We start from the raw sequence: 19,354 nt of genomic DNA, 5'->3' as shown, positions 1-19,354 counted from the left end.
GATGTCCACTGTTGGCTACAGTGTCCAATGTGTACCGGCTCGGCGAGCTCGCGCAGAAGATCGGCCTCTCAGTCAGTACAGTGCGCCGGTTGGAACTCGAGAGCGGCACTCAGGTCCCGCGCGGTGCCATCGGGCAGCGGTGCTTCACCGACACCGGCGAGCGGAAAGTCCTGCTACCGAGCTTCGCGGCGATGAAGTACAAGATCGCCTACTGCGGGCGCTGCTGTCCTGGGCAGGAGAACGACCTTGCTTGTCGGGTCGCGGCGGTGGCGCGGTTCTGCCTCTCACGCGGGCCGGCCGGGGGTGCGTGGATCAACGACCTCCGCAGCGGCATGAACACGATCGTGTGCACCTTCTCATGCCGGTTGCCCGGGCTACGCCGCTATGGGAAGGCGTTGAAGAGCGAGCCGTCGGGTGTGGTAACCAGGTGAAGGTCACCTGGATCGCGTACTCGCAGAACCTCAACGTCGGTAAGTTCGCACAACTGGCGGAGCAGGCGCGCAGGTTGGGGCTTGTCCGCAGCGAGGTATGGCAACGCCACGGCTCTATCAGCAGCGTAAGACTGACGGACCGGCAGATCCGCGACGCCTGGATGGCAGACGGAACCGCGGAGAAGTTCGGCGTTCTTGCGAACGCCTGGAAAGAAACTGTGCGTGACGCTGTCGCTGACATCGCTGCCAATCAGGAAGCAGCGAAAGCGAAGGTCCGCAAGGCGGTAAACCGCCGCACCTCGAATGAAGCCGAACGCAAGCGGATGTTCTCCGCGCTCAAGCGCGATACCTGGACCGAGGACCCTTTTCTAGCGCGGCAGATGCGCAAACACCGCAAGCGCGGCCGCAACCGAACCCATAACCAGATTGTGGTGCGCTCCGACAAGTACCGCACTTTCACGCTGGCCATGGGCGGCAATGTCTGGCTTGCGATACCGGGCTTGCAGCCTCGTCAGCTCGTACGGATCCCGCTGAACACGACGGTGGCGCCGTCGGGGACGCTGCGTCTGATCCTGCGCAAGGGCCGTGTTGAGGTGCACTACCAGATCGACGCCTCCGCGATGAAGTCCTCAGCGCGTCCTGCTGGGGACAGTGAGATCGGCGTGGACAAGGGCTACACCGAAGTCCTCACCGACTCCGATGGTCAGCACCACGGCACCGAGCTCGGCGTATTGCTGACCTGCGATTCGAACTACCGGAAGGTCAAGAACGCCCGTAGGGCGAAAATTCGCTCGGTGGCGGAGAAAGCCCGCGATGCGGGCGATCACGCCAAGGCGGAACGGATCATCGGTAACAATCTCGGAACCGTCAAGCGGGATCGGCGTTCGTCCCGCTGGCAGCAGACAGTGCGGACTACGACGTTTCGTGCCGTGCATGCTGTTGTGGATAAAGCCGCGTTGATCGCGGCTGAAGACCTCACCAAGACGTTCACCGGTCGCGCTCGGCGTGGCCGGAATGTCAACAGGCGCTTGGCGGCGTGGACCAAGGGGATCACGGCTGAGGCGCTCGCAAGTGTGTCGGAGCGCAGAGGTTCTGCGCTCGCGCTGGTAAACGCGGCCTACACCTCACAAGTCGTACCGTGCTGCGGTGCTTTCGGGCAGCGCAGCGGGGACCGGCTTCACTGCACGCGGTGCGGGGTGGTGTGGCAGGCAGACCATGCGGCAGCGATCAACGTCCTGCACAGAGTGGGTGACCCCGACATCACCCTGCACACCCCACATCAGCGGGTGAAAAGCATCGTGCAGCAACGGGCCGATCGCCGACCGGATCAGACTGCCGATCCAGGACTCCAGCTCACCTTGTGGGCGGAGCGCGAAATATCCGGACGCTCAAACAACGAGCGACAAGTAGGAAGCAGCCCGCGATCATGACCGACCGCACCTACCGCATCCTGATGAACGGCGTCACCGGCCGGATGGGCTACCGCCAGCACCTGCTGCGTTCGGTGCTGGCGATCCGCGACGACGGCGGCGTGCCGCTCGCCGACGGCAGCCGCATCCAGGTCGAGCCGGTCCTGGTCGGCCGCAACGCCGAGAAGCTGGCCCGCATCGCCGCCCAGCACGACATCGCCGAGTGGAGCACCGATCTCGACGCGCTGCTGGCCGAGGACGCCGCGGAGATCTACTTCGACACCCAGGTCACCAGCGAGCGCCGCAAGGCCGTGCTGAAGGCCGTGGCCGCCGGTAAGCACGTCTACGCCGAGAAGCCGGTGGCCGAGACCGTGGCCGAAGGCGAGGAACTGGTGACGGCAGCCGAAGACGCCGGGGTCGTCAACGGCGTCGTGCACGACAAGATCTTCCTGCCGGGCTTGCAGAAGCTCAAGCGGCTGGTGGACGCGGGCTTCTTCGGCCGGATCCTCTCGGTTCGCGGCGAATTCGGCTACTGGGTCTTCGAGGGCGACCTGCTGCCCGCGCAGCGGCCGAGCTGGAACTACCGGGCCGAGGACGGCGGCGGCGTGGTGCTGGACATGTTCTGCCACTGGAACTACGTGCTGGAGAACATCTTCGGCCGGGTCCGCGCGGTCACCGCGAAGGCCGTCACGCACATCCCGCAGCGCTGGGACGAGGACGGGCAGCGCTACGACGCCACCGCCGACGACGCGGCTTACGCGATCTTCGAGCTCGACGGCGGGGTCATCGCGCAGATCAACTCGTCGTGGGTGGTGCGGGTGGAACGCAAGGAACTGCTGGAGTTCCAGGTCGACGGAACGCACGGCTCGGCGGTCGCGGGCCTGTTCGGCTGCCGGATCCAGCCACGGGTGCGCACCCCGCGGCCGTCGTGGAACCCGGACCTGCCCACCACCGAGGACTTCCGTGGCCAGTGGGACGAAATCCCCGACAACGCGGAGTTCCGCAACGGTTTCCGCGCGCAGTGGGAGCGGTTCCTGCTGGACGTGCACCACGGCAGACCGCACCCCTACGACCTGGCGGCCGGGGTGCGGGGCCTCCGGCTCGCCGCAGCCGGTCTCACCTCGTCGGCAGAGGGCCGCCGCATCGAGCTGCCCACCGGCGGCGCGGCATGAGCGCGATCGCACTGCCCGCCGGCCAGGGCACCTGGGCGCAAGTCGTGCTGCGCGAACCCAGGCGGTGGAAGGAACATCCGCAGCCGTACGGCTCGCGGGTCGTGTTCGCCGCCGCGCACGTCGTCGCCGATCCGCTCGGCGACAACACCCCGGGGGCGCCGGCGGCAGTGGACTGGGAGTCCACATTGGCCTTCCGCCGGGAGCTGTTCCGCTACGGGCTCGGGGTGGCGGAAGCGATGGACACCGCGCAGCGCAACATGGGTCTGGACTGGCCCGCGGTGCAGGAACTCGTCCGCCGCAGCGCCGATCAGGCCCGCTCCTCCAGCGCCCGGATCGCCTCCGGGGCGGGCACCGACCACCGGGCCGGGGCCACCACCCTCGACGAGGTCGTCGTGGCCTACGAGGAGCAGGCCGGCTTCGTGGAGTCGACCGGTTCGCAGGTGATCGTGATGGCCTCCCGCCAGCTGGCCGCCATCGCCCGCGCCGCCGACGACTACCGGCGGGTGTACGACGCGGTGCTGCGGCAGGTCGCCGAGCCGGTGATCCTGCACTGGCTCGGCGAGGTCTTCGACCCGCACCTGGCCGGCTACTGGGGCTCGACCGACCTGCCCACCGCCACCGAGTCCTTCCTCGGCCTCGTCCGCGACCACGCCGCGAAGGTCGACGGCGTGAAGGTGTCCCTGCTGTCGGCCGAGCACGAGCGTGGTCTGCGCGCCGCGCTGCCGGCCGGCGTGCGCCTCTACACCGGTGACGACTTCAACTACCCGGAGCTGATCCGCGGCGACTCGCAACACCACTCGGACGCGCTGCTCGGCGCGTTCGCCGCGATCGCCCCGGCCGCATCGGCGGCGCTGGCCGCGCTCGACGACGGCGACCTCGCGACCTACGACGCGGAAATGGATGCGACGCTCCCGCTGTCGCGGCACGTGTTCAGCGCACCGACCTTCTACTACAAGACCGGGATCGCCTTCCTGAGCTGGCTCAACGGCCACCAGCCGGGCTTCACGATGCTCGGCGGGTTGCAGTCCGCGCGCAGCATCGTGCACCTGTCCCGGATCTTCGCGCTGGCCAACGACGCGCAGTTGCTGGTCGATCCGGAACTCGCCGCGCAGCGGATGCGGTTGTGGCTCGAAGCTGCGGGGGCCGCTGCATGAGCGCGCGCGACGTGCCGATGAACGCACCGGCCCGGGTGCCGACCCCACAGCCCGGTGACCCGCGGCTGGCCCGGCTCTCGCTGAACCAGCGCACCACCGCCAACTGGTCGCTGCGCGAGGCGGTGGAGGGCTGCGCGGCTGCCGGGCTCGGCACCATCGGGGTCTGGCGCGAACCGGTTGCGGAGGTCGGGCTGGCGGTCGCCGCGCGGATGCTCCGCGATGCCGGGCTGCGGGTTTCCTCGCTGTGCCGCGGCGGCTTCTTCACCTCCGGCGATCCGATCGGCGACAACATCACCGCCCTCGACGAGGCCGCAGCTCTCGGCTGCGACGCGCTGGTGCTCGTGCCCGGCGGGCTGCCCTCGGGCGACCGCGATCTCGCCGGCGCCCGGCAGCGCGTGGCCGATGCCGTCGCCGCATTGGTCCCGCGCGCCCGCGAACGCGGTGTGCGACTCGGCATCGAACCGATGCACCCGATCTTCGCCGCCGACCGCGGGGTGATCTCGACCCTCGCCCAGGCCCTGGACATCGCCGAGCAGCACCCGCCGGACGTGGTCGGCGTCGTGGTCGACACTTTCCACGTGTGGTGGGAGCCGGGCGTGCTGGAGCAGATCGCGCGCGCCGGGCAGCGGATCGTCAGCTACCAGATCTGCGACTGGATCACGCCGCTACCCGCGGACACGCTGCTCAGCCGCGGGATGGTGGGCGACGGCCACATCGACTTCGCCGCGCTCACGCGCGCGGTTTCCGCTGCCGGGTACCGCGGGGAAGTCGAGGTCGAGATCTTCAACGCCGACGTCTGGGCCGCCCCCGGCTCCGACGTCATCGCCACCATGACCCGCCGATACGTCGAGTTCGTGGAGCCGCACCTCTAGCCGTCGGGAGGAAGTCCACATGAGACGAAGAACATTGCTCACCGGGTTGGTCGTCGGCCTGTGCGCAACGGCCGGCCCGCCCGCGTCCGCCACCCCGGGTCTCGTGGTGGTCCGGCCGGCCGCCACGGACCGGCATTGGGCCCCGCTGACCTCGGAGAAGTGGGAGTTCACCGCCGGTCAGGTGGTCATGACCGATCGCGGGGTGCCGCCGGAAGGCCCGCGCCGCCCGTTCGAGTACGCCATCGTCCGAAAAGGACCGGAGTTCGGCTCGCTGAGCCTGACCGGCGAGGTCCGCATCGACGAACCGGTGACCCGCAACGACCGCGATGTCGTGCTGATCTTCAACTACCAGTCCCCCACCCGCTTCTACTACGCACACCTGTCGCAGGACAACACGATCTACCCGCACAACGGGATCTTCGTCGTCGACGACGCCGACCGGGTCCGCATCGACGACCAGTGGGACGGCACCACAGGCGCACCGCCCGCCATAGACGACACCGACTGGCACGACGTTCGCCTCGACTACCGCGCCGCGACGGGTGAGATCGCTGTGCACGTCGACGGCGCCGACGAGCCGCTGATGACCGCGACCGACACCACCTTCTCCGGTGGCCGGGTCGGTTTCGGCTCGTTCGACAACTACGGGCGCGTCCGCGACGTCACGGTCATCGGCGCTCCCGCTTCCTGACAGCGGTTCCCGAATTTCCTCCGCAGTCCACCGGTTTCCGCCGGCGGCCTGCGATGCATGACCAACCCACAACGACGAGGGATGGAGTCCGACCATGCGCGTGCGCAGATCTTGGTGCGCCGCGATCACCGCAGTGGTGGCCGCAGCGACCCTGTTAGCGCCACCGACGGCCGGTGCCGCCGACGAACCGATCATCGATCCGATCCCCGAAGAGCCGCAGCAGTCCCGGCTCGGCCTGGTGCTCCAGGAGGTCGCGCAGCTGCCCGCGTCCGAGGCGACGCCCCCGGCGACCGACCCGCGGCTGATCCGGCACAACCGGATCAACTACATCGGCGAGGTGCCCGACGGCTCCGGCCGGATGTTCGTGCCCGACCTCAACGGCCCGCTGTACCTGCTGGACGGCGGTCAGCAGCACGTGTACCTGGACTTCAAGGCGCGCTTCGAGCACTTCTTCTCCGGGCGCGGGATGGGCAGCGGCTTCGGATTCGTCGCCTTCCACCCCGACTTCGCGCGCAACGGCAAGTTCTACACGGTGCACAGCGAGGACAAGGCGGCCATCGACTCCGAGGAGCCGACCTATCCGAACCAGCCGAACGCGTCCGTGCAGAGCGTGGTGACCGAGTGGACCGCCGACGATCCGGCCGCCGACGCGTTCTCGGGTTCCCAGCGGGAGATCTTCCGCTTCGGGTTCACCACCCAGATCCACGCGATCCAGCAGATCGACTTCAACCCCACCGCCGAGCCGGGCGACCCCGACTACGGCCTGCTGTACCTGGGAGTCGGTGACGGCGGCATCGGTGTGGACTCCGGCGTGCCGCAGGACATGAGCACCCCGGCGGGCAAGATCCTGCGGATCGACCCGGCGGGCAACGATGGCCCGAGCGGCCAGTACGGCATTCCGGCGTCGAACCCGTTCGTCGGCACACCCGGCGCGCTGGGCGAGATCTACGCAGTCGGCATGCGCGACCCGCACCGGTTCAGCTGGGATCCCGAGGGGCAGCACGCGATGTACCTCGGCCACATCGGCCAGCACGCGATCGAGGCGGTGTACGAGGTCCGCGCCGGGGACAACTTCGGGTGGAGCGAGCGCGAGGGCGACTTCACCTTCCGCCCGGAGAACCAGTGCTACCTGTACCCGCTGCCGGCGGACGACGAGAAGTACGGCTACGTCTACCCGGTCGCCGCCTACGACCACGATCCACCGCAGGGCTGGCCGTGCAACGCCGACAGCGGCCACGCGATCTCCGGCGGTCAGGTGTACCGGGGAGCGGAATTTCCGCTGCTGCGGGGCAAGTACGTCTTCGGGGACCTGGTGGACGGCCGCGTGTTCTACACCGACGTCAACCGGATGAAGCGCGGCGCGGAACGCGCGCCCCTGCACGAGTTGCAGCTGTTCGACACCGCGGGCAAGCAGATGCGGATGACGGACTTCGTCGGGGACGGCCGGGTGGACCTGCGCTTCGGCACGGACTCGCGGCGCAACCTGTACCTGCTCGCCAAGGCCAACGGCAAGATCTGGAAGGTGGTCGGAACCCGCGCGGCCCCCGGCTCGGAGGTCACCGAGCAGGTGCAGCGGAACCTGGCCGCCTACTACGACTTCGAGCGCCCCTTCGCCGCCGACGATTCCCGCGAGCTCGACCGCGGCGCGTCCCGCACCCTGTTGAGCCTGCTGGGCGGCGGCGAGGACATGCGGGTGGCCGACGGCGCGTTCCCCGGCAGCAACAACGCCCTCCAAACGCAGCAGGTCAACCCCGAAGCGGCCGGCAACGACGACTGGAAAGCCGGTGTCTGGGACGGCAACGGGGTCTCGTCGCTCAGCGCATTCAGCGGCGTCGAGGGCGCGACCGTGATGGGCTGGTTCAAGATGACCGGCGAGAACCCCAGCCCCAACTCGAACACACCGGACCCGGGCGACCGGTACAACGCCGTCGGTCTCGCCGGGATCCTCAGCGGCAACTCCGACGGCCACGACGTCCGGGCGCTGCTGGAGCTGATCCAGGTCGACGGTGAACTGCGGCTGGTGGGGCTGGGACGCCGCATCGACGGCGGCAGCTCCCAGACGTTCGCCGCCCAGCAGGACTGGCGAGAGCTGCTCCCGCCCGGCGAATGGGTGCACCTGGCGGCGACGTTCGACTACACGACGGGCGAAATCGCCCTCTACCGCAACGGCGAACCGCTCTCCGGCTTCTACACGGTCCCGGGCGATCCGTGGCAGCTCGACGGGTCGGGAACGACGAGGACGAACCCGCGGGGGATCAAGATCGGCGGCAGCTTCCCGCAGAACACGGCGGAGCGAAACCCCTGCAACTGCCGGATGGACTCGCTGATGTTCCTGAACGCGGCGGCAGAAGCGGATGCGATAGCCGACCAGTACCGCCGCTTCTTCCAACGCTGAAGCCCCGATGCGGGGCGCGGCCCACCCGCGCCCCGCATCACCTGGACCGGGGGCCTGGGTGCGCTCCGACCCCGCACAGGGTTATAGCGGGCGGACGTCTTCACCGCGTCGGTCGGCCAGGTGCTTGACGTACCGGTGGCACGGGACGTGGATCGGCCCGTCCGGGCCTTCCGCGGGGTAGTCGAACGGACCTTCGTCGGTCCAGCCCTGGCGTTGGTAGAAGTGGCGCGCGCGGGCGTTGCCGGTGGCGACAGCGAGCCAGGCTCGGTCGTGCCCCTGCTCGCCGACGAGGCGCTCCGCCTCGGCGAGGAGCAGAGACGCCACGCCCGTGCCGCGGTAGGCAGCGGCCACGTAGACCTGCTCGACCTCGTCGGCGACCACCATGACGAATCCTGCCACCGCGCAGTCGAAGACCGCGACCACCGTGTCTTCGACCCGTTGCGCCGCGCGGGACGCGAACGACTCGGCCGTGCGGACCGCGACCAGATCGTGGGGTACATGTCCCAGGTGGCCGTCACGCCATCCGCCGCACCAAATATCCGCGACTGTCTTTGCGTCGGCAGGGCCGGCAGGCCGCAGCGCGATCGGCTTGTCGTGTACAGGCATGCGGCCAAGCTACCCAGGTGGTCCGACACCGGTCGCGGCCATGAGCAGCGTCCGGAGAGCACGCGCCACCCATCCGCCAGATACGCCCGCGCAACGCCTGCCCGACCTTGTCCTGTACGCACTCGCGGTGATTGAGCGCTCAAGCCGCCGTATCCGCATCTCGGCGTGGCCCCACACCCGTCCGCCACGTGGGTGGTGCAGGCCGCCAAGAACTTGGGTTAATTTCAGTCACCACTGACGCCATCGTCTTGATCGACAGGTGAAGTGCACACGAACCAGCGCGAAGAACCTGTTCCACAAGGGGGCGCATCGACGCGATCAGACTCAGCGCGTTGCCGGTGCTGCCAGGTGCGGTTTCTGCGATGTGCGTATGGACAAACATATAGAACGTGTTCTAATCTGACCGGCACTTGAACTGCCACTCGTCCGAACAAGGTCTGCTTGCGGTGAAAGGCGTCGGGATGTCTGAGGCTGATTACGTCGTTGTGGGCGCGGGCAGCGCCGGATGTGCCGTGGCGCGACGACTCGCCGAGCGGGGCTCCAGCGTCATCCTGGTCGAAGCCGGGGCCCGGGACGACCGAGGGCCGTTGAAGAGCCTGTTGAGCATCCCGGGTGCCATCGCGGTGGTGCACTCCACGCCGCAGCTGAAGAAGTTCTTCGACTGGGGCTACAAGTCGGTCCCCCAGGAACATGCGGCCAACCGCAAGATTCCCCAGACCCGCGGCAAGGTGCTGGGCGGGTCCAGCTCGGTCAACGGCATGCTCTTCGTCCGGGGCAACCGCGAGAACTACGACGGTTGGGCGGACGACGGCTGCAAGGGCTGGTCGTACGACGACGTCCTGCCGGCGTTCAAGCGCCTGGAGCACTGGGAGGGCGGTGCGAACGACTTCCGGGGGGCGGGCGGCCCGATCCGCGTCCGGAAGCAGGGCGGCCTGACCGAGGCCGCGCAGGGCTTCATGGACGCGGCGACGAGCCGCCTCGACGTGCCGATGCTCGACGACTACAACGCGGAAGGCCAGGAGGGCATCGCGGCCGTCCAGCTCAGCGCCGATCCCGGTGTGCGGTACTCCTCGTCGAAGGGATACCTCCACAACGATTCGGTGGACGATCTCACCATCCTCACCAATGCGACCGTTTCCAAGGTGGTGCTGAACGGCTCCCGCGCTACCGGCGTGGAGATCATCGGCAAGAACGGCAGCCGACGCGTCATCAGGGCAGGTCGCGAGGTCATCCTGTCCGCTGGAGCGTTCGGTTCCCCTCAGCTCCTCATGCTGTCCGGCATCGGCCCGGCGGACCACCTGCGCGAGCACAGCATCGAGGTGCGGGCGGATCTGCCGGTCGGGGACAACCTCCACGACCACCTCTTCGTGCCGGTGTCGTTCCGGATGGACTCGGCCCTGCGCAGGCCGACCCCGTCGTACTTCGCGCGCGGCCTCGCCCGGGAGTGGTTCCGCCCCGGCTCGGGCTGGGCCGGCGGCTCGCAGTTCGAAGCGACCGGCTTCGTGCGCACGTCGCACGCCGGTTCGGCCCCGAACCTCCAGCTGTTGAGCCTGTACTGGGTTTACCCGATTCCGAACCAGGACTCCGACAAGGCCGTGCGACCGCCTTCGACGAAGCCCGGGCAGAGCGTGTTCCCGACGTTGATCTACCCCGAAAGCCGCGGCACCGTTCGCCTGTCCAGCGCGGATCCGCTGGCCGCACCGCTGATCGACCCCGCGTACCTGAAGGTCGGCAAGGACAGCGACGTGCTCCTCGAAGGCATCAAGATGGTGCGAGAGGTGATGAACGGCGTCGGCGACAACCAGGGCGAGATCGGACCGGGCCAGCAGTACTCCGATGAGAAGGAACTGCGCCGGATCCTCCCGGACTACGTGCACAGCGTCTACCACCCGGTGGGGACCTGCCGAATGGGCGCGGACGAACGAGCGGTGGTCGGGCCGGACCTCAAGGTCCTCGGCATCGACGGCCTCCGAGTCGCGGACGCCTCGGTGATGCCGTCCATCATCGGCGGCAACACCAACGCCCCCTCGATCATGATCGGCGAACGCTGCGCAGACCTGATCCAGAACTGAAAGCCCTGAGCCCACCGACGATTCTGCGGCGGACGTCCCGTTGCCGGGTTCCCGTCACCCGTTGCCCGTTCACGAACTCCGGCGGCGGACTCTCCCCCTTCTTACGCCTCGCCCGCAGGTTTTCCCGGATTCACACCGTCGCGCTGCCCACGACGTTCATGGGCGCTAGAGCTGGCCGCCGCGTGGCCGGCGCCATGTCCGTGCGCGCGTGCCACGATCATCCCGTCGTGCACCCGGATCGCGACCTCGGTGCTGTCGTCGATCGAGTTCCAGCCGATGGCCGCAGGAACCGTGCCGCCGTCATCGAACACGATGCGCGGCCGCAGTAGCTGCTCAGCCGCGAACACCCGCCGCAGGCAGCCGATGAGATCGACGATCCGAAGCCGGGCCAGTTGACCGATCTCGGCAGGATCGCTTGTCACGACTACGAACGTCACCTCGTCGCGTAGCCGCGCTGAGCGAACCGCCTCCTCGGCTGCGGACAGACGTCCCACGCCCAGCACGACGACCACACCATCGTCACCGAGGTCGACCTGGCGGCCAGTGATCTCGTCGCGCAGTCCGCGAGGTGGCGCCCACTGGTCTTTCGCCGACTGCGCCGGAGCGACGAAGGGCAGGTGCGCCGGTTCCACGTCGTCGACAGGGGCGATGCCCGCCAAGTGCTCGGCGGCGCGCGCCAGTTCGAACGGATCGCCGACCCCGGGGGCGTTCTCCGCGAGACTGGCCGCGCCGTGCAGCAGCGTCAGCACCAGTTCGGCCAGTCGCACCGTCCGGGTGCGCACCGCGGTGCGCGGTTCAAGCGCCAGAGCGAGCAGCAGGGCTTCGAACCGGACGAGTTCGGCCAGGGCGGTCCGGGCCGACTCGGTATCGAGCACTCCGGACACCGAGCGGAGCTGAAGATGCCCGCTCGCCGGCGTGTCGCCGGCGAGCGGCAGTCGTTCGAGCCAGACCCGGGCGAACGCGCCGAGTGCTCTCCCGACGGAGTCGGGCGATTCCGCCGGCGATTCGGCAGAGGTTCGAGCCCGTTCAGCGGCGTCGGCGAGCACTGCGAGGTAGAGCGCACGCTTGCCGGTGAAGTTGGAGTAGACCGCGCCCCTGGTCAGTTCGGCTCGCTCGGCGATCCGGTCGATCTTGGCCTCGACGTAGCCGTACTCGGCGAACTCCTGCCGGGCCGCGACCAGCACCGCCGCACGGGTCCGTTCCTGCTGCTGCGCGCGGGTCAATCTCGCCATCGTGTCCCCTTCCACTCCCGTGCCGCGCCATGATACAACGAACATCCAGATTTTGAGAACATCTGAAAATCGCGAACATCGGAGATTGATCGTGGGTGGCACGGGATTTGAGATCGACGGACTGGTCAAGAGATTCGGCCGGACGACCGCGGTCGACGGGGTGAGCCTCTCGGCTCCCCAAGGGCACGTTCTGGGCCTGTTGGGACCTAACGGCGCCGGTAAGACGACCGTCGTCCGCGTGCTGGCGACCCTGCTGCGCCCCGACGCGGGCCAGGTACGCGTGGCCGGGATCGACGTTCGGCGAGACCCGGCTCAGGTCCGCCGGCGCATTGCGCTGTCGGGGCAGCACACGAGCGTCGATGACGAGCTGTCCGGGCGGTCCAACCTGGTCATGATCGGCCGACTCCTCGACCTCGGAGGGCCTGACGCCCGCCGGCGGGCCGACGAGTTGCTGTCCCGCTTCGGCCTCGACGATGCGGCCGACCGGCCCGTCGGCACCTACTCGGGCGGGATGCGACGCCGGCTCGACCTCGCCGCCAGCCTGGTGGGCCGGCCCGAGGTCTTGTTCCTCGACGAGCCCTCGACCGGGCTGGATCCCGGAAAGCGCGACGAGCTGTGGCAGATGATCCGCGGGCTGGCCCTCACGCAGCGGCCCTGAACCACACCGCTGGACAACTCGTCGAGCACTTCGTCGAGAATGCGCGCCGCGAAGGAAGGCCGTGGAGCGCAATCGCGGCAGTCCTGGACGTGTCAAAGCAGGCCGCGCACAAGAGATTCGTGCCGCGAGCCACCGACAGCCTTCCTGCGAACCGAACCGCACACCGAGGGGAAACGACATGACCTCGCCCGGAACTCACGCGACGGACACCAACCTGTTGGTGCTGCACGCCCTGCGTTGCGTCGGCGCCACCAGCCCCGCCCGCCTCCATTCGGTCACGGGCCTCGACGAATCCGATATCGAGTCCGAGCTCATCGATCTCGGAGCCGACGGTCTTGTCACGCGCGTGTCCGGCGACATGCCTGGCTGGTGGCTCACGGACGCCGGCCGCGCCGCAGACGCCGAGCGAATCACCCACGAGCTCGATTCGGCCAATGCCCGCAGGGCCGTGAAGGCGGCGTTCGACCGGTTCCTCGTCCTCAACCCGGAGCTGCTCGACCTCTGCACGGCATGGCAACTCCGGAACATCGACGGCATCATGCGCGCCAACGATCACGGCGACCCTGCTTACGACTCCCGAGTCCTCGACCGGTTCGCCGATTTCGACCGACGCGCTGCCGCCGTCTGCGCCGAACTGTCCGCCGCACTGCCTCGATTCGGTCGCTACCGCGACCGCCTCGCCGGAGCCCTCGATCGCGCCGCCTCCGGCGCGCTGGAGTACGTGACCGACAGCACCGCGTCCTACCACACCGTGTGGGCAGAGCTGCACGAAGACCTGCTCGCCACACTCGGGATGCAGCGATGAAATGGATTCGCACGATCTCCGCCCAGAGCGAGGAGCCGGCGGAGACGCTGGGCAGCAAGGCGCATGGCCTCGTCCTCCTTCACCGTCTCGGGTTGCGAGTGCCGGCCGGATTCGTTGTCACCACAGCGGCATGCCGCGCTTTCTTGCGGGAAGGACGTCTTCCCGGCGGACTCGACGACGAGCTCGCGACGGCCATTGGCGACCTCGAGATCGCCACCGAGCGCGTCTTCGGCGGACCGCGGAAGCCGCTGGCGGTGTCTGTTCGCTCCGGGGCCGGCGTGTCGATGCCCGGCATGATGAGCACGATCCTCAACCTCGGCCTCACGACCGAAGCCACCGCGGGCCTGGCCGCCGAGACCGGCGACCGGCCATTCGCCTTGAATTCGCGGCTGCGGTTCCTGTCGAGCTTCGCCTCCGCGGTCGCGAACGCGGAGGTGGACGGGGCGAGGACCGTCCACAGAGGAATTCCCGAGCGAGGAACCGCGGACGAGGAAGCGCGCCTCACCGATGCGATCAAGACAGTCGAGAGCTCCGTCCGGGCGCGAGGCGATCAACCTGTTCCGGACGACGCGACCCGCCAGTTGGAGTTGGCGGTCGAGGCTGTGTTCTCGTCCTGGGACGCGCCGCGCGCACGGACCTATCGCGCGGTGAACGACATCCCGCACGACCTCGGCACAGCTGTGATCGTCCAGACGATGGTGTTCGGGAACCGCGACGACCACAGCGGCACCGGAGTCGCGTTCAGTCGCAATCCCAACACCGGTGAGAACATCCCGTTCGGCGAAGTCCTGTTCGGGCACCAGGGGGAAGACGTCGTCTCCGGTAGATCGATGACCCGGCCTCTGCACGAACTCGCCGAGCGGGAGCCGACGGTATGGATGGAGCTGCTCGACGCCCTGAGCCGGATCGAAGGACACCACCGCGACGCCTGCTACGTCGAGTTCACGTTCCAGGCCGGCGAGCTCTGGATCTTGCAGGTCCGGCCTGGTCGGTTCGTCGGAGGTGCTGCGGTCCGCGTAGCCACCGAGCTCGTCGACGAGCGGGTCATCGGGCGTCACGAAGCGCTGCTCAGGGTCTCGACGCGGCATCTCCGGCACGTCCGCACGCCACGCATAGCGTCATCCGAGGAGGCCGACATCTTCGCCCGGGGGCTCGGTGCCTGTCCTGGTGTCGCAGTCGGCAAAGTGGCGACCACGGCGGACGGTGCAGTCCGAATGGCCCGGGACGCCCCGGTCATCTTGGTCCGCCCGGAGACCTCCCCGAACGACATGCATGGCCTTGCTGCCGCCACCGGGATCGTCACGGCTCGTGGCGGACCGGCCAGCCACGCCGCGGTCGTCGCGCGAGCCATGGGAAAGCCCGCGGTCGTGGGCGTCGCCGACCTCACCGTCGACGTCGACACCGGCTCTGCGACAGCCGGCGGTCGCGCGATCAGGGACGGCACCCTCGTCAGCATCGACGGGACCAGCGGTGAGGTCGCTCTCGGTAGCCCCCGCGTCGTCGCGAACGCGGCCGATGATCACCTCCACCGGCTGCTCGAATGGGCCGACGACATCTCGAGCGATCACTCCGAACGCGATGAATCCGAGCGCCTCGATGCGGCCCATACCGCACTGCGCCACCGCTGACACAGGGCAAGCCGCACAGATCGATCATGACGAGAAAGGAGACCGGCGACGGCAACTCGGCGCGTGTACTTGGTACGGCACGGAGCGGCGGACCCGTTCGGCGAACTGACCGACGCCGGGCAGCGGCAGTCCGAACTGGTCGGGCGGCGCCTGGCTGGACTTCCGATCGACGCGGTGTGGCATTCGCCCCTGCCCAGGGCGGTGCGATCCGCGCAGATCATAGGCACGTACCTGCCGAACGCCGCCGTGCGGGAAGCGGCCGAGCTCGTCGATCACGTACCGCACGTACCGGACAACGCGCCGCAGGCATGGGCGGCGTCCTTCGACGGGTACGGCGCCGGGGAAGCCGCAGAGGCAGAACGCTGCGCCGATGCCCTTACCGACAGGTTCGCACGCCCCGCCGAAACCGAGACCCACGAGGTCCTGATCACCCATGCCTATCCGGTGGCCTGGCTGGTCCGGCACGCACTCGATGCGCCACCCGTGCGATGGCTCGGCCTGAACTGCGGTAACACGGCGCTGACGGCGATCGAGTACCGCGACGGCACGGCGCCGACGGTGCTGCTGTACAACGACATGGGGCACCTGCCGACCGATCTGCGTTGGACGGGGTTCGGGGTCGGCGTGCGGCCATGAGAGGTGGCGCGCCGGGACCGCGCCGACTTGCCCACGGGCACCTATCGCCGAGTTCGAGTGCTCGGCGAAGGTGCTTCCGCACTCCCGCCGAGTGGAGGTAGTCCTCTCGACGAGTAGCGGCCGCGGTGGACGACCCACGTCCGGCCAGTAGGCTCGATGCGTGCCGAACTTTGCCGAGTGGTGGGCCTACTTCGGGTCTGTGCTGTTGATCGCTTTCGTGCCCGGTCCCGGCATGCTCTACGTGCTGGCCCGAAGCATCCGAGGCGGCTCCCGCGAAGGCGTGTTCTCCGCCTTCGGCAACACCCTGGGCGCTTCGGTGCACGCGCTTGCGGCGGCCGTCGGGCTGTCGGCGCTCCTGATGGCCTCGGCGGTGGCGTTCACCGTCGTGAAGCTCGTCGGTGCGGCCTATCTCATCTACCTGGGTGCCCGTGCGTTGTGGGAGTTGCGCGCGGGCGTCGGCGGGCAGCCGTCGAAAGCGCCGCGGCAGCGCGGGTCCGCGGTGCTGCAGGGCTTCATCACCGAGGTGTTCAACCCGAAGACGGCGATGTTCTTCCTGGCTTTCCTGCCCCAGTTCGTGCACCCGGAGCGGGGTTCGACCACGCTGGTCTTCCTGTTGTTGGGGGCCATCTTCGTGGCGTTCGTGCTGATTTCCGACCTGCTCGTCGTCTCCTTCGCGGGTCCGCTGTCGGCCCGCATGGCCCGGAATCCGCGTTGGTGGCGCCGCCAGCAGGTCGCCAGCGGCACCACGTTGATCGGTCTCGGTGGGGCGCTGGCGCTGTCCCAGAACTAGGAGAATGCGCGCCCGTTTCTGCTATTCCGGTTCGAGCGCACGGTGAGTCACCCAACGCGACTGGATGATCAGGGCAAGTCAGGCGACTTCGCGCACGCGGGTGACGAGCACGCCCGCGAGCAGGGTGACCACCGCCGATGCGGTGAACAGCCCGGCATAGCCGCCGAGGTGGGCCAGGACCGGCGTGGCGAGCGCCGGGGCGACGACTTGGGGCAGCGAGTTCGCGATGTTCACCACGCCGAGGTCCTTGGCGCGGTCGGCGGCGGTCGGCAGCACCTGCGTCAGCAGTGCCAGCGCCACCGCCCAGTAGATCCCGAAGCCCAGTCCGAGCAGCGGAGCGGCGCACAGTGCCGAGGTCCACGTCGGCCACGCGGCCAGCAGCAGCGCGGCCAGCGCCATCAGCGCGGACGAGGTCAGGATGTAGGGCTTGCGCCGCCCCGTGCGGTCCGACAGCGCTCCCGCGAGGATCCCGCCGACGGTGAGCGCGGCACCGTAGAGGCCCATCAGGATCAGCAGACCCGTCTCCGGATCGAGGTGGTGCACGGCGTCACCTAGGAAGAACAGCAGGTAGAGCGTGCCGAAGGCGTTGCCCAGGTTGATCATGAAGTGGCAGCCCCAGCCCCACGCGAAGTCGGGGTACCTGCGCGGCGACACCCAAAGCCGCCGCGCTGCGGCGACCAGCCCGCCTGCGGGCTTCGTCGGCAGCGTGGTGTCCGGGGTGCGCAGCACGAACGCCGCTGCCGCGAGCACGACCAGTGCCGCGCACGCCAGGTAACCCCCGGCGAGCCCGGTGATCAGCACCGTCACCACCAGCGTGCCGGCGACGGTGCCCAGCATCTGGCTGATTCCGACGAGTCCGCCGATCCGTGCCCGCTGCGGCACCGGAACCCGGTCCGGCAGCGCCGACGCCAGGCTCGCGAGCATCGCGTTGAGCCCGGCCTGCACCAGGCACCACCCGATCGTCATGGTCACCACGTCGCCCGCCGCGACGAGGACCGCCAGTCCCGCCGCCCCCACGAGCGCGCCGCCGAGCGTCCACGGGTGCCGGCGGCCGAACCGCGAGGTGGTGCGGTCGGAGAGCATGCCCGCCAGCGGGTTGACCACCACCGACACCGCCGCGCCGACCCCGGTGACCACGCCGAAGACGACCTCCTTGTCCACGCCGGCGAGCAGTTCCGCCTGCCGGGGCAGCAGTACCTGGATCGGCGCGTAGAACGCCAGCCACAGCCCGAGATTGGCCAGGAAGAGCAACGTCGTCCACCCGGCGCGGACCGGGGTTCGGGGCTCGGCGAGTGCGGTCATCTCGACCGCTTGATCACGTCGCGGTACCAGGCGAACGAGTCCTTCGGGGTGCGCACGAGCGTGTCGTAGTCGACGTGCACCAGGCCGAACCGCGACGCGTACCCCTTCGACCATTCGAAGTTGTCCAGGAGCGACCAGACGAAGTAGCCGCGCACGTCCGCACCGGCGTCCATGGCCTCGCGCACGGCGGTGAGGTGACGGGTGAGGAAGTCGATGCGGTCGGCGTCGTGGATTTCGTCGAAGCTGCAACCGTTCTCGGTGATGTGCACCGGCGGCATCGCCGGGTAGCGCTCGTGGAGCAGGACGAGCAGCTCGCGCAGTCCGTCCGGTACTACCGGCGATCCGTTGGTGGTCATCGGATAGCCCTCGACCGGAACGAGTTCGAACGGTAGCGGGCCGGGGGTCCGAGGCGCGCGGACGGCCATCGGCTCGTAGTAGTTGACGCCGTAGAAGTCCAGCGGCGCGGCGATTGCCGGCAGGTCGTCGGCGAAGCCGTCGGGAAGCCGGTCGTGCAGCACCTCGGGGTAGCTGCCGAGCAGGATCGGATCGGCGAACAAGCGGTTGATCAACGCGTCCAAGAAGGACACCGGTTCCGGGTCTTCACCCCAGATCGGGCTGTGGTTGTTCGCGGTTCCCACCGCGCGGGCACCCGCCGCGCGCAACGCCGACACTGCCCAGCCGTGCGCCAGGAGCTGGTGGTGCGCGGTCGGAATCGCGTCGAGCAGCAGCGCCTTGCCCGGCGCGTACTCGCCGATGCCGTAGCCGAAGATCGACATGACCATCGGCTCGTTGAGCGGGATCCACATCTTCACCCTGTCCGCGAAGCGCTCGCCGACGATCGCGGCGTACTCGGCGAACCGCTCGGCGGTCTCGCGGCTGAGCCATCCGCCCCGGTCCTCCAGCGCCTGCGGGGTGTCCCAGTGGTAGACGGTGGCGACCGGGTCGATGCCTGCTTCGCAGAGCGAGTCGAGCAGGCGGTCGTAGAACGCGATGCCCTCGGGGTTCGCCGGACCGCGACCGTCGGGCTGGATGCGGGGCCAGGCCAGCGAGAACCGGTAGGCGTCCACGCCCAGATCGGACATCAGCGCGACGTCCTCGAGATAGCGGTGGTAGTGGTCGGTGCTGACGTCGGCGTGCTCGCCGCGCGCGATCTTGCCGGGAGTGGCGGTGAAGGTGTCCCAGATGGAACGTCCCCGGCCTCCTTCCGCGGTAGCACCTTCGATCTGGAACGCCGCGGTGGACACGCCCCAGACGAAATCGGAGGGCAAGCGCGGGACCTTCATCTCGATCACTCCCCAAAACGTGAATGTTATTCGGAATATAGTGCCGATCCGGCACTCGCGGAAGGGACGATCCGGAGTCCGTTGTTCAGGCGCCGCGAAGCGGCGAGCTTTCGACGCCCGTCGCTCAGCTGTTCGCCGCACGAACGCCTCACCACACCGGCCACACCGGCGCATCCGCAGCCCATGGGCTTCGGGGTAGATCAACGGGAGAGACTCGA

Annotated in this window: 16 protein-coding genes and 1 pseudogene; 13 read left to right on the top strand and 4 right to left on the bottom strand. The window is 68.8% G+C overall.

Annotation, left to right across the window (positions count from 1 at the left end; all coding sequences use genetic code 11):
- Window positions 1-20: 20 nt before the first annotated feature.
- The 7 genes from AC07FN_RS25590 to AC07FN_RS25560 all read left to right on the top strand — a co-directional run bounded on the left by AC07FN_RS25590 (window position 21) and on the right by AC07FN_RS25560 (window position 8,124).
- Entirely contained in the window at window positions 21-431 is a 411-nt protein-coding gene (locus AC07FN_RS25590; protein WP_478397920.1) for a hypothetical protein, read from the top strand.
- Entirely contained in the window at window positions 428-1,861 is a 1,434-nt protein-coding gene (locus AC07FN_RS25585; RefSeq protein ID WP_478397919.1) for an RNA-guided endonuclease TnpB family protein, read from the top strand. Before AC07FN_RS25590 ends, AC07FN_RS25585 begins: the two co-directional genes overlap by 4 nt.
- Window positions 1,858-3,012 (top strand): Gfo/Idh/MocA family protein, encoded by a 1,155-nt coding sequence (locus tag AC07FN_RS25580; protein WP_478397918.1) that lies wholly within the window; start codon window positions 1,858-1,860, stop codon window positions 3,010-3,012. Before AC07FN_RS25585 ends, AC07FN_RS25580 begins: the two co-directional genes overlap by 4 nt.
- Entirely contained in the window at window positions 3,009-4,166 is a 1,158-nt protein-coding gene (locus AC07FN_RS25575) for a dihydrodipicolinate synthase family protein (RefSeq protein ID WP_478397917.1), read from the top strand. The genes AC07FN_RS25580 and AC07FN_RS25575 overlap by 4 nt, the downstream gene beginning before the upstream one ends.
- Window positions 4,163-5,038, top strand: coding sequence for a sugar phosphate isomerase/epimerase family protein (locus AC07FN_RS25570; protein WP_478397916.1), 876 nt, complete (start codon window positions 4,163-4,165; stop codon window positions 5,036-5,038). Before AC07FN_RS25575 ends, AC07FN_RS25570 begins: the two co-directional genes overlap by 4 nt.
- Before the next feature lie 19 nt (window positions 5,039-5,057).
- Window positions 5,058-5,729, top strand: a complete 672-nt coding sequence (locus AC07FN_RS25565; protein WP_478397915.1) for a hypothetical protein — start codon at window positions 5,058-5,060, stop codon at window positions 5,727-5,729.
- Window positions 5,730-5,823: 94 nt separating this feature from the next.
- Window positions 5,824-8,124 carry a PQQ-dependent sugar dehydrogenase gene (locus AC07FN_RS25560; protein ID WP_478397914.1) on the top strand — a complete coding sequence of 767 codons (2,301 nt, stop codon included), beginning with the start codon at window positions 5,824-5,826 and terminating at the stop codon, window positions 8,122-8,124.
- 81 nt (window positions 8,125-8,205) lie between these two features.
- On the opposite strand, the gene AC07FN_RS25555 is transcribed toward AC07FN_RS25560, so the two are convergent.
- Window positions 8,206-8,730, bottom strand: coding sequence for an N-acetyltransferase family protein (locus AC07FN_RS25555; protein WP_478397913.1), 525 nt, complete (start codon window positions 8,728-8,730; stop codon window positions 8,206-8,208).
- 461 nt (window positions 8,731-9,191) lie between these two features.
- On the opposite strand from AC07FN_RS25555, the gene AC07FN_RS25550 reads away from it, so the two are divergent.
- Window positions 9,192-10,802: a GMC family oxidoreductase gene (locus AC07FN_RS25550; RefSeq protein WP_478397912.1), complete on the top strand. Its 1,611-nt coding sequence runs from the start codon at window positions 9,192-9,194 to the stop codon at window positions 10,800-10,802.
- A gap of 101 nt (window positions 10,803-10,903) precedes the next feature.
- On the opposite strand, the gene AC07FN_RS25545 is transcribed toward AC07FN_RS25550, so the two are convergent.
- Complete coding sequence (locus tag AC07FN_RS25545; protein WP_478397911.1) at window positions 10,904-12,034, bottom strand: TetR family transcriptional regulator; 1,131 nt, start codon at window positions 12,032-12,034, stop codon at window positions 10,904-10,906.
- A 91-nt stretch (window positions 12,035-12,125) separates the two neighbouring features.
- On the opposite strand from AC07FN_RS25545, the pseudogene AC07FN_RS25540 reads away from it, so the two are divergent.
- The 5 genes and pseudogenes from AC07FN_RS25540 to AC07FN_RS25520 all read left to right on the top strand — a co-directional run.
- Window positions 12,126-12,671 (top strand): annotated as a pseudogene (locus tag AC07FN_RS25540) (ABC transporter ATP-binding protein); the annotation flags it as partial.
- Window positions 12,672-12,870: 199 nt separating this feature from the next.
- On the top strand, window positions 12,871-13,497 hold the full coding sequence (locus tag AC07FN_RS25535; protein WP_478397910.1) for a transcriptional regulator: 627 nt from the start codon (window positions 12,871-12,873) through the stop codon (window positions 13,495-13,497).
- On the top strand, window positions 13,494-15,125 hold the full coding sequence (locus AC07FN_RS25530) for a pyruvate, phosphate dikinase (RefSeq protein WP_478397909.1): 1,632 nt from the start codon (window positions 13,494-13,496) through the stop codon (window positions 15,123-15,125). The genes AC07FN_RS25535 and AC07FN_RS25530 overlap by 4 nt, the downstream gene beginning before the upstream one ends.
- Window positions 15,126-15,188: 63 nt before the next feature.
- Window positions 15,189-15,761 carry a histidine phosphatase family protein gene (locus tag AC07FN_RS25525; protein ID WP_478397908.1) on the top strand — a complete coding sequence of 191 codons (573 nt, stop codon included), beginning with the start codon at window positions 15,189-15,191 and terminating at the stop codon, window positions 15,759-15,761.
- Between the two features lie 160 nt (window positions 15,762-15,921).
- Window positions 15,922-16,551, top strand: coding sequence for a LysE family translocator (locus AC07FN_RS25520; RefSeq protein WP_478397907.1), 630 nt, complete (start codon window positions 15,922-15,924; stop codon window positions 16,549-16,551).
- A 78-nt stretch (window positions 16,552-16,629) separates the two neighbouring features.
- Here the strand turns inward: AC07FN_RS25520 and AC07FN_RS25515 are convergent, their stop codons facing one another.
- Window positions 16,630-17,853, bottom strand: coding sequence for an MFS transporter (locus AC07FN_RS25515; RefSeq protein ID WP_478397906.1), 1,224 nt, complete (start codon window positions 17,851-17,853; stop codon window positions 16,630-16,632).
- Window positions 17,850-19,136, bottom strand: a complete 1,287-nt coding sequence (locus AC07FN_RS25510) for a GH1 family beta-glucosidase (protein ID WP_478397905.1) — start codon at window positions 19,134-19,136, stop codon at window positions 17,850-17,852. The genes AC07FN_RS25515 and AC07FN_RS25510 overlap by 4 nt, the downstream gene beginning before the upstream one ends.
- Between the last annotated feature and the right edge of the window lie 218 nt (window positions 19,137-19,354).

The organism is Saccharopolyspora sp. NPDC045941 (assembly GCF_056431445.1).
This window is presented reverse-complemented; position numbering and strand designations above follow the sequence as displayed.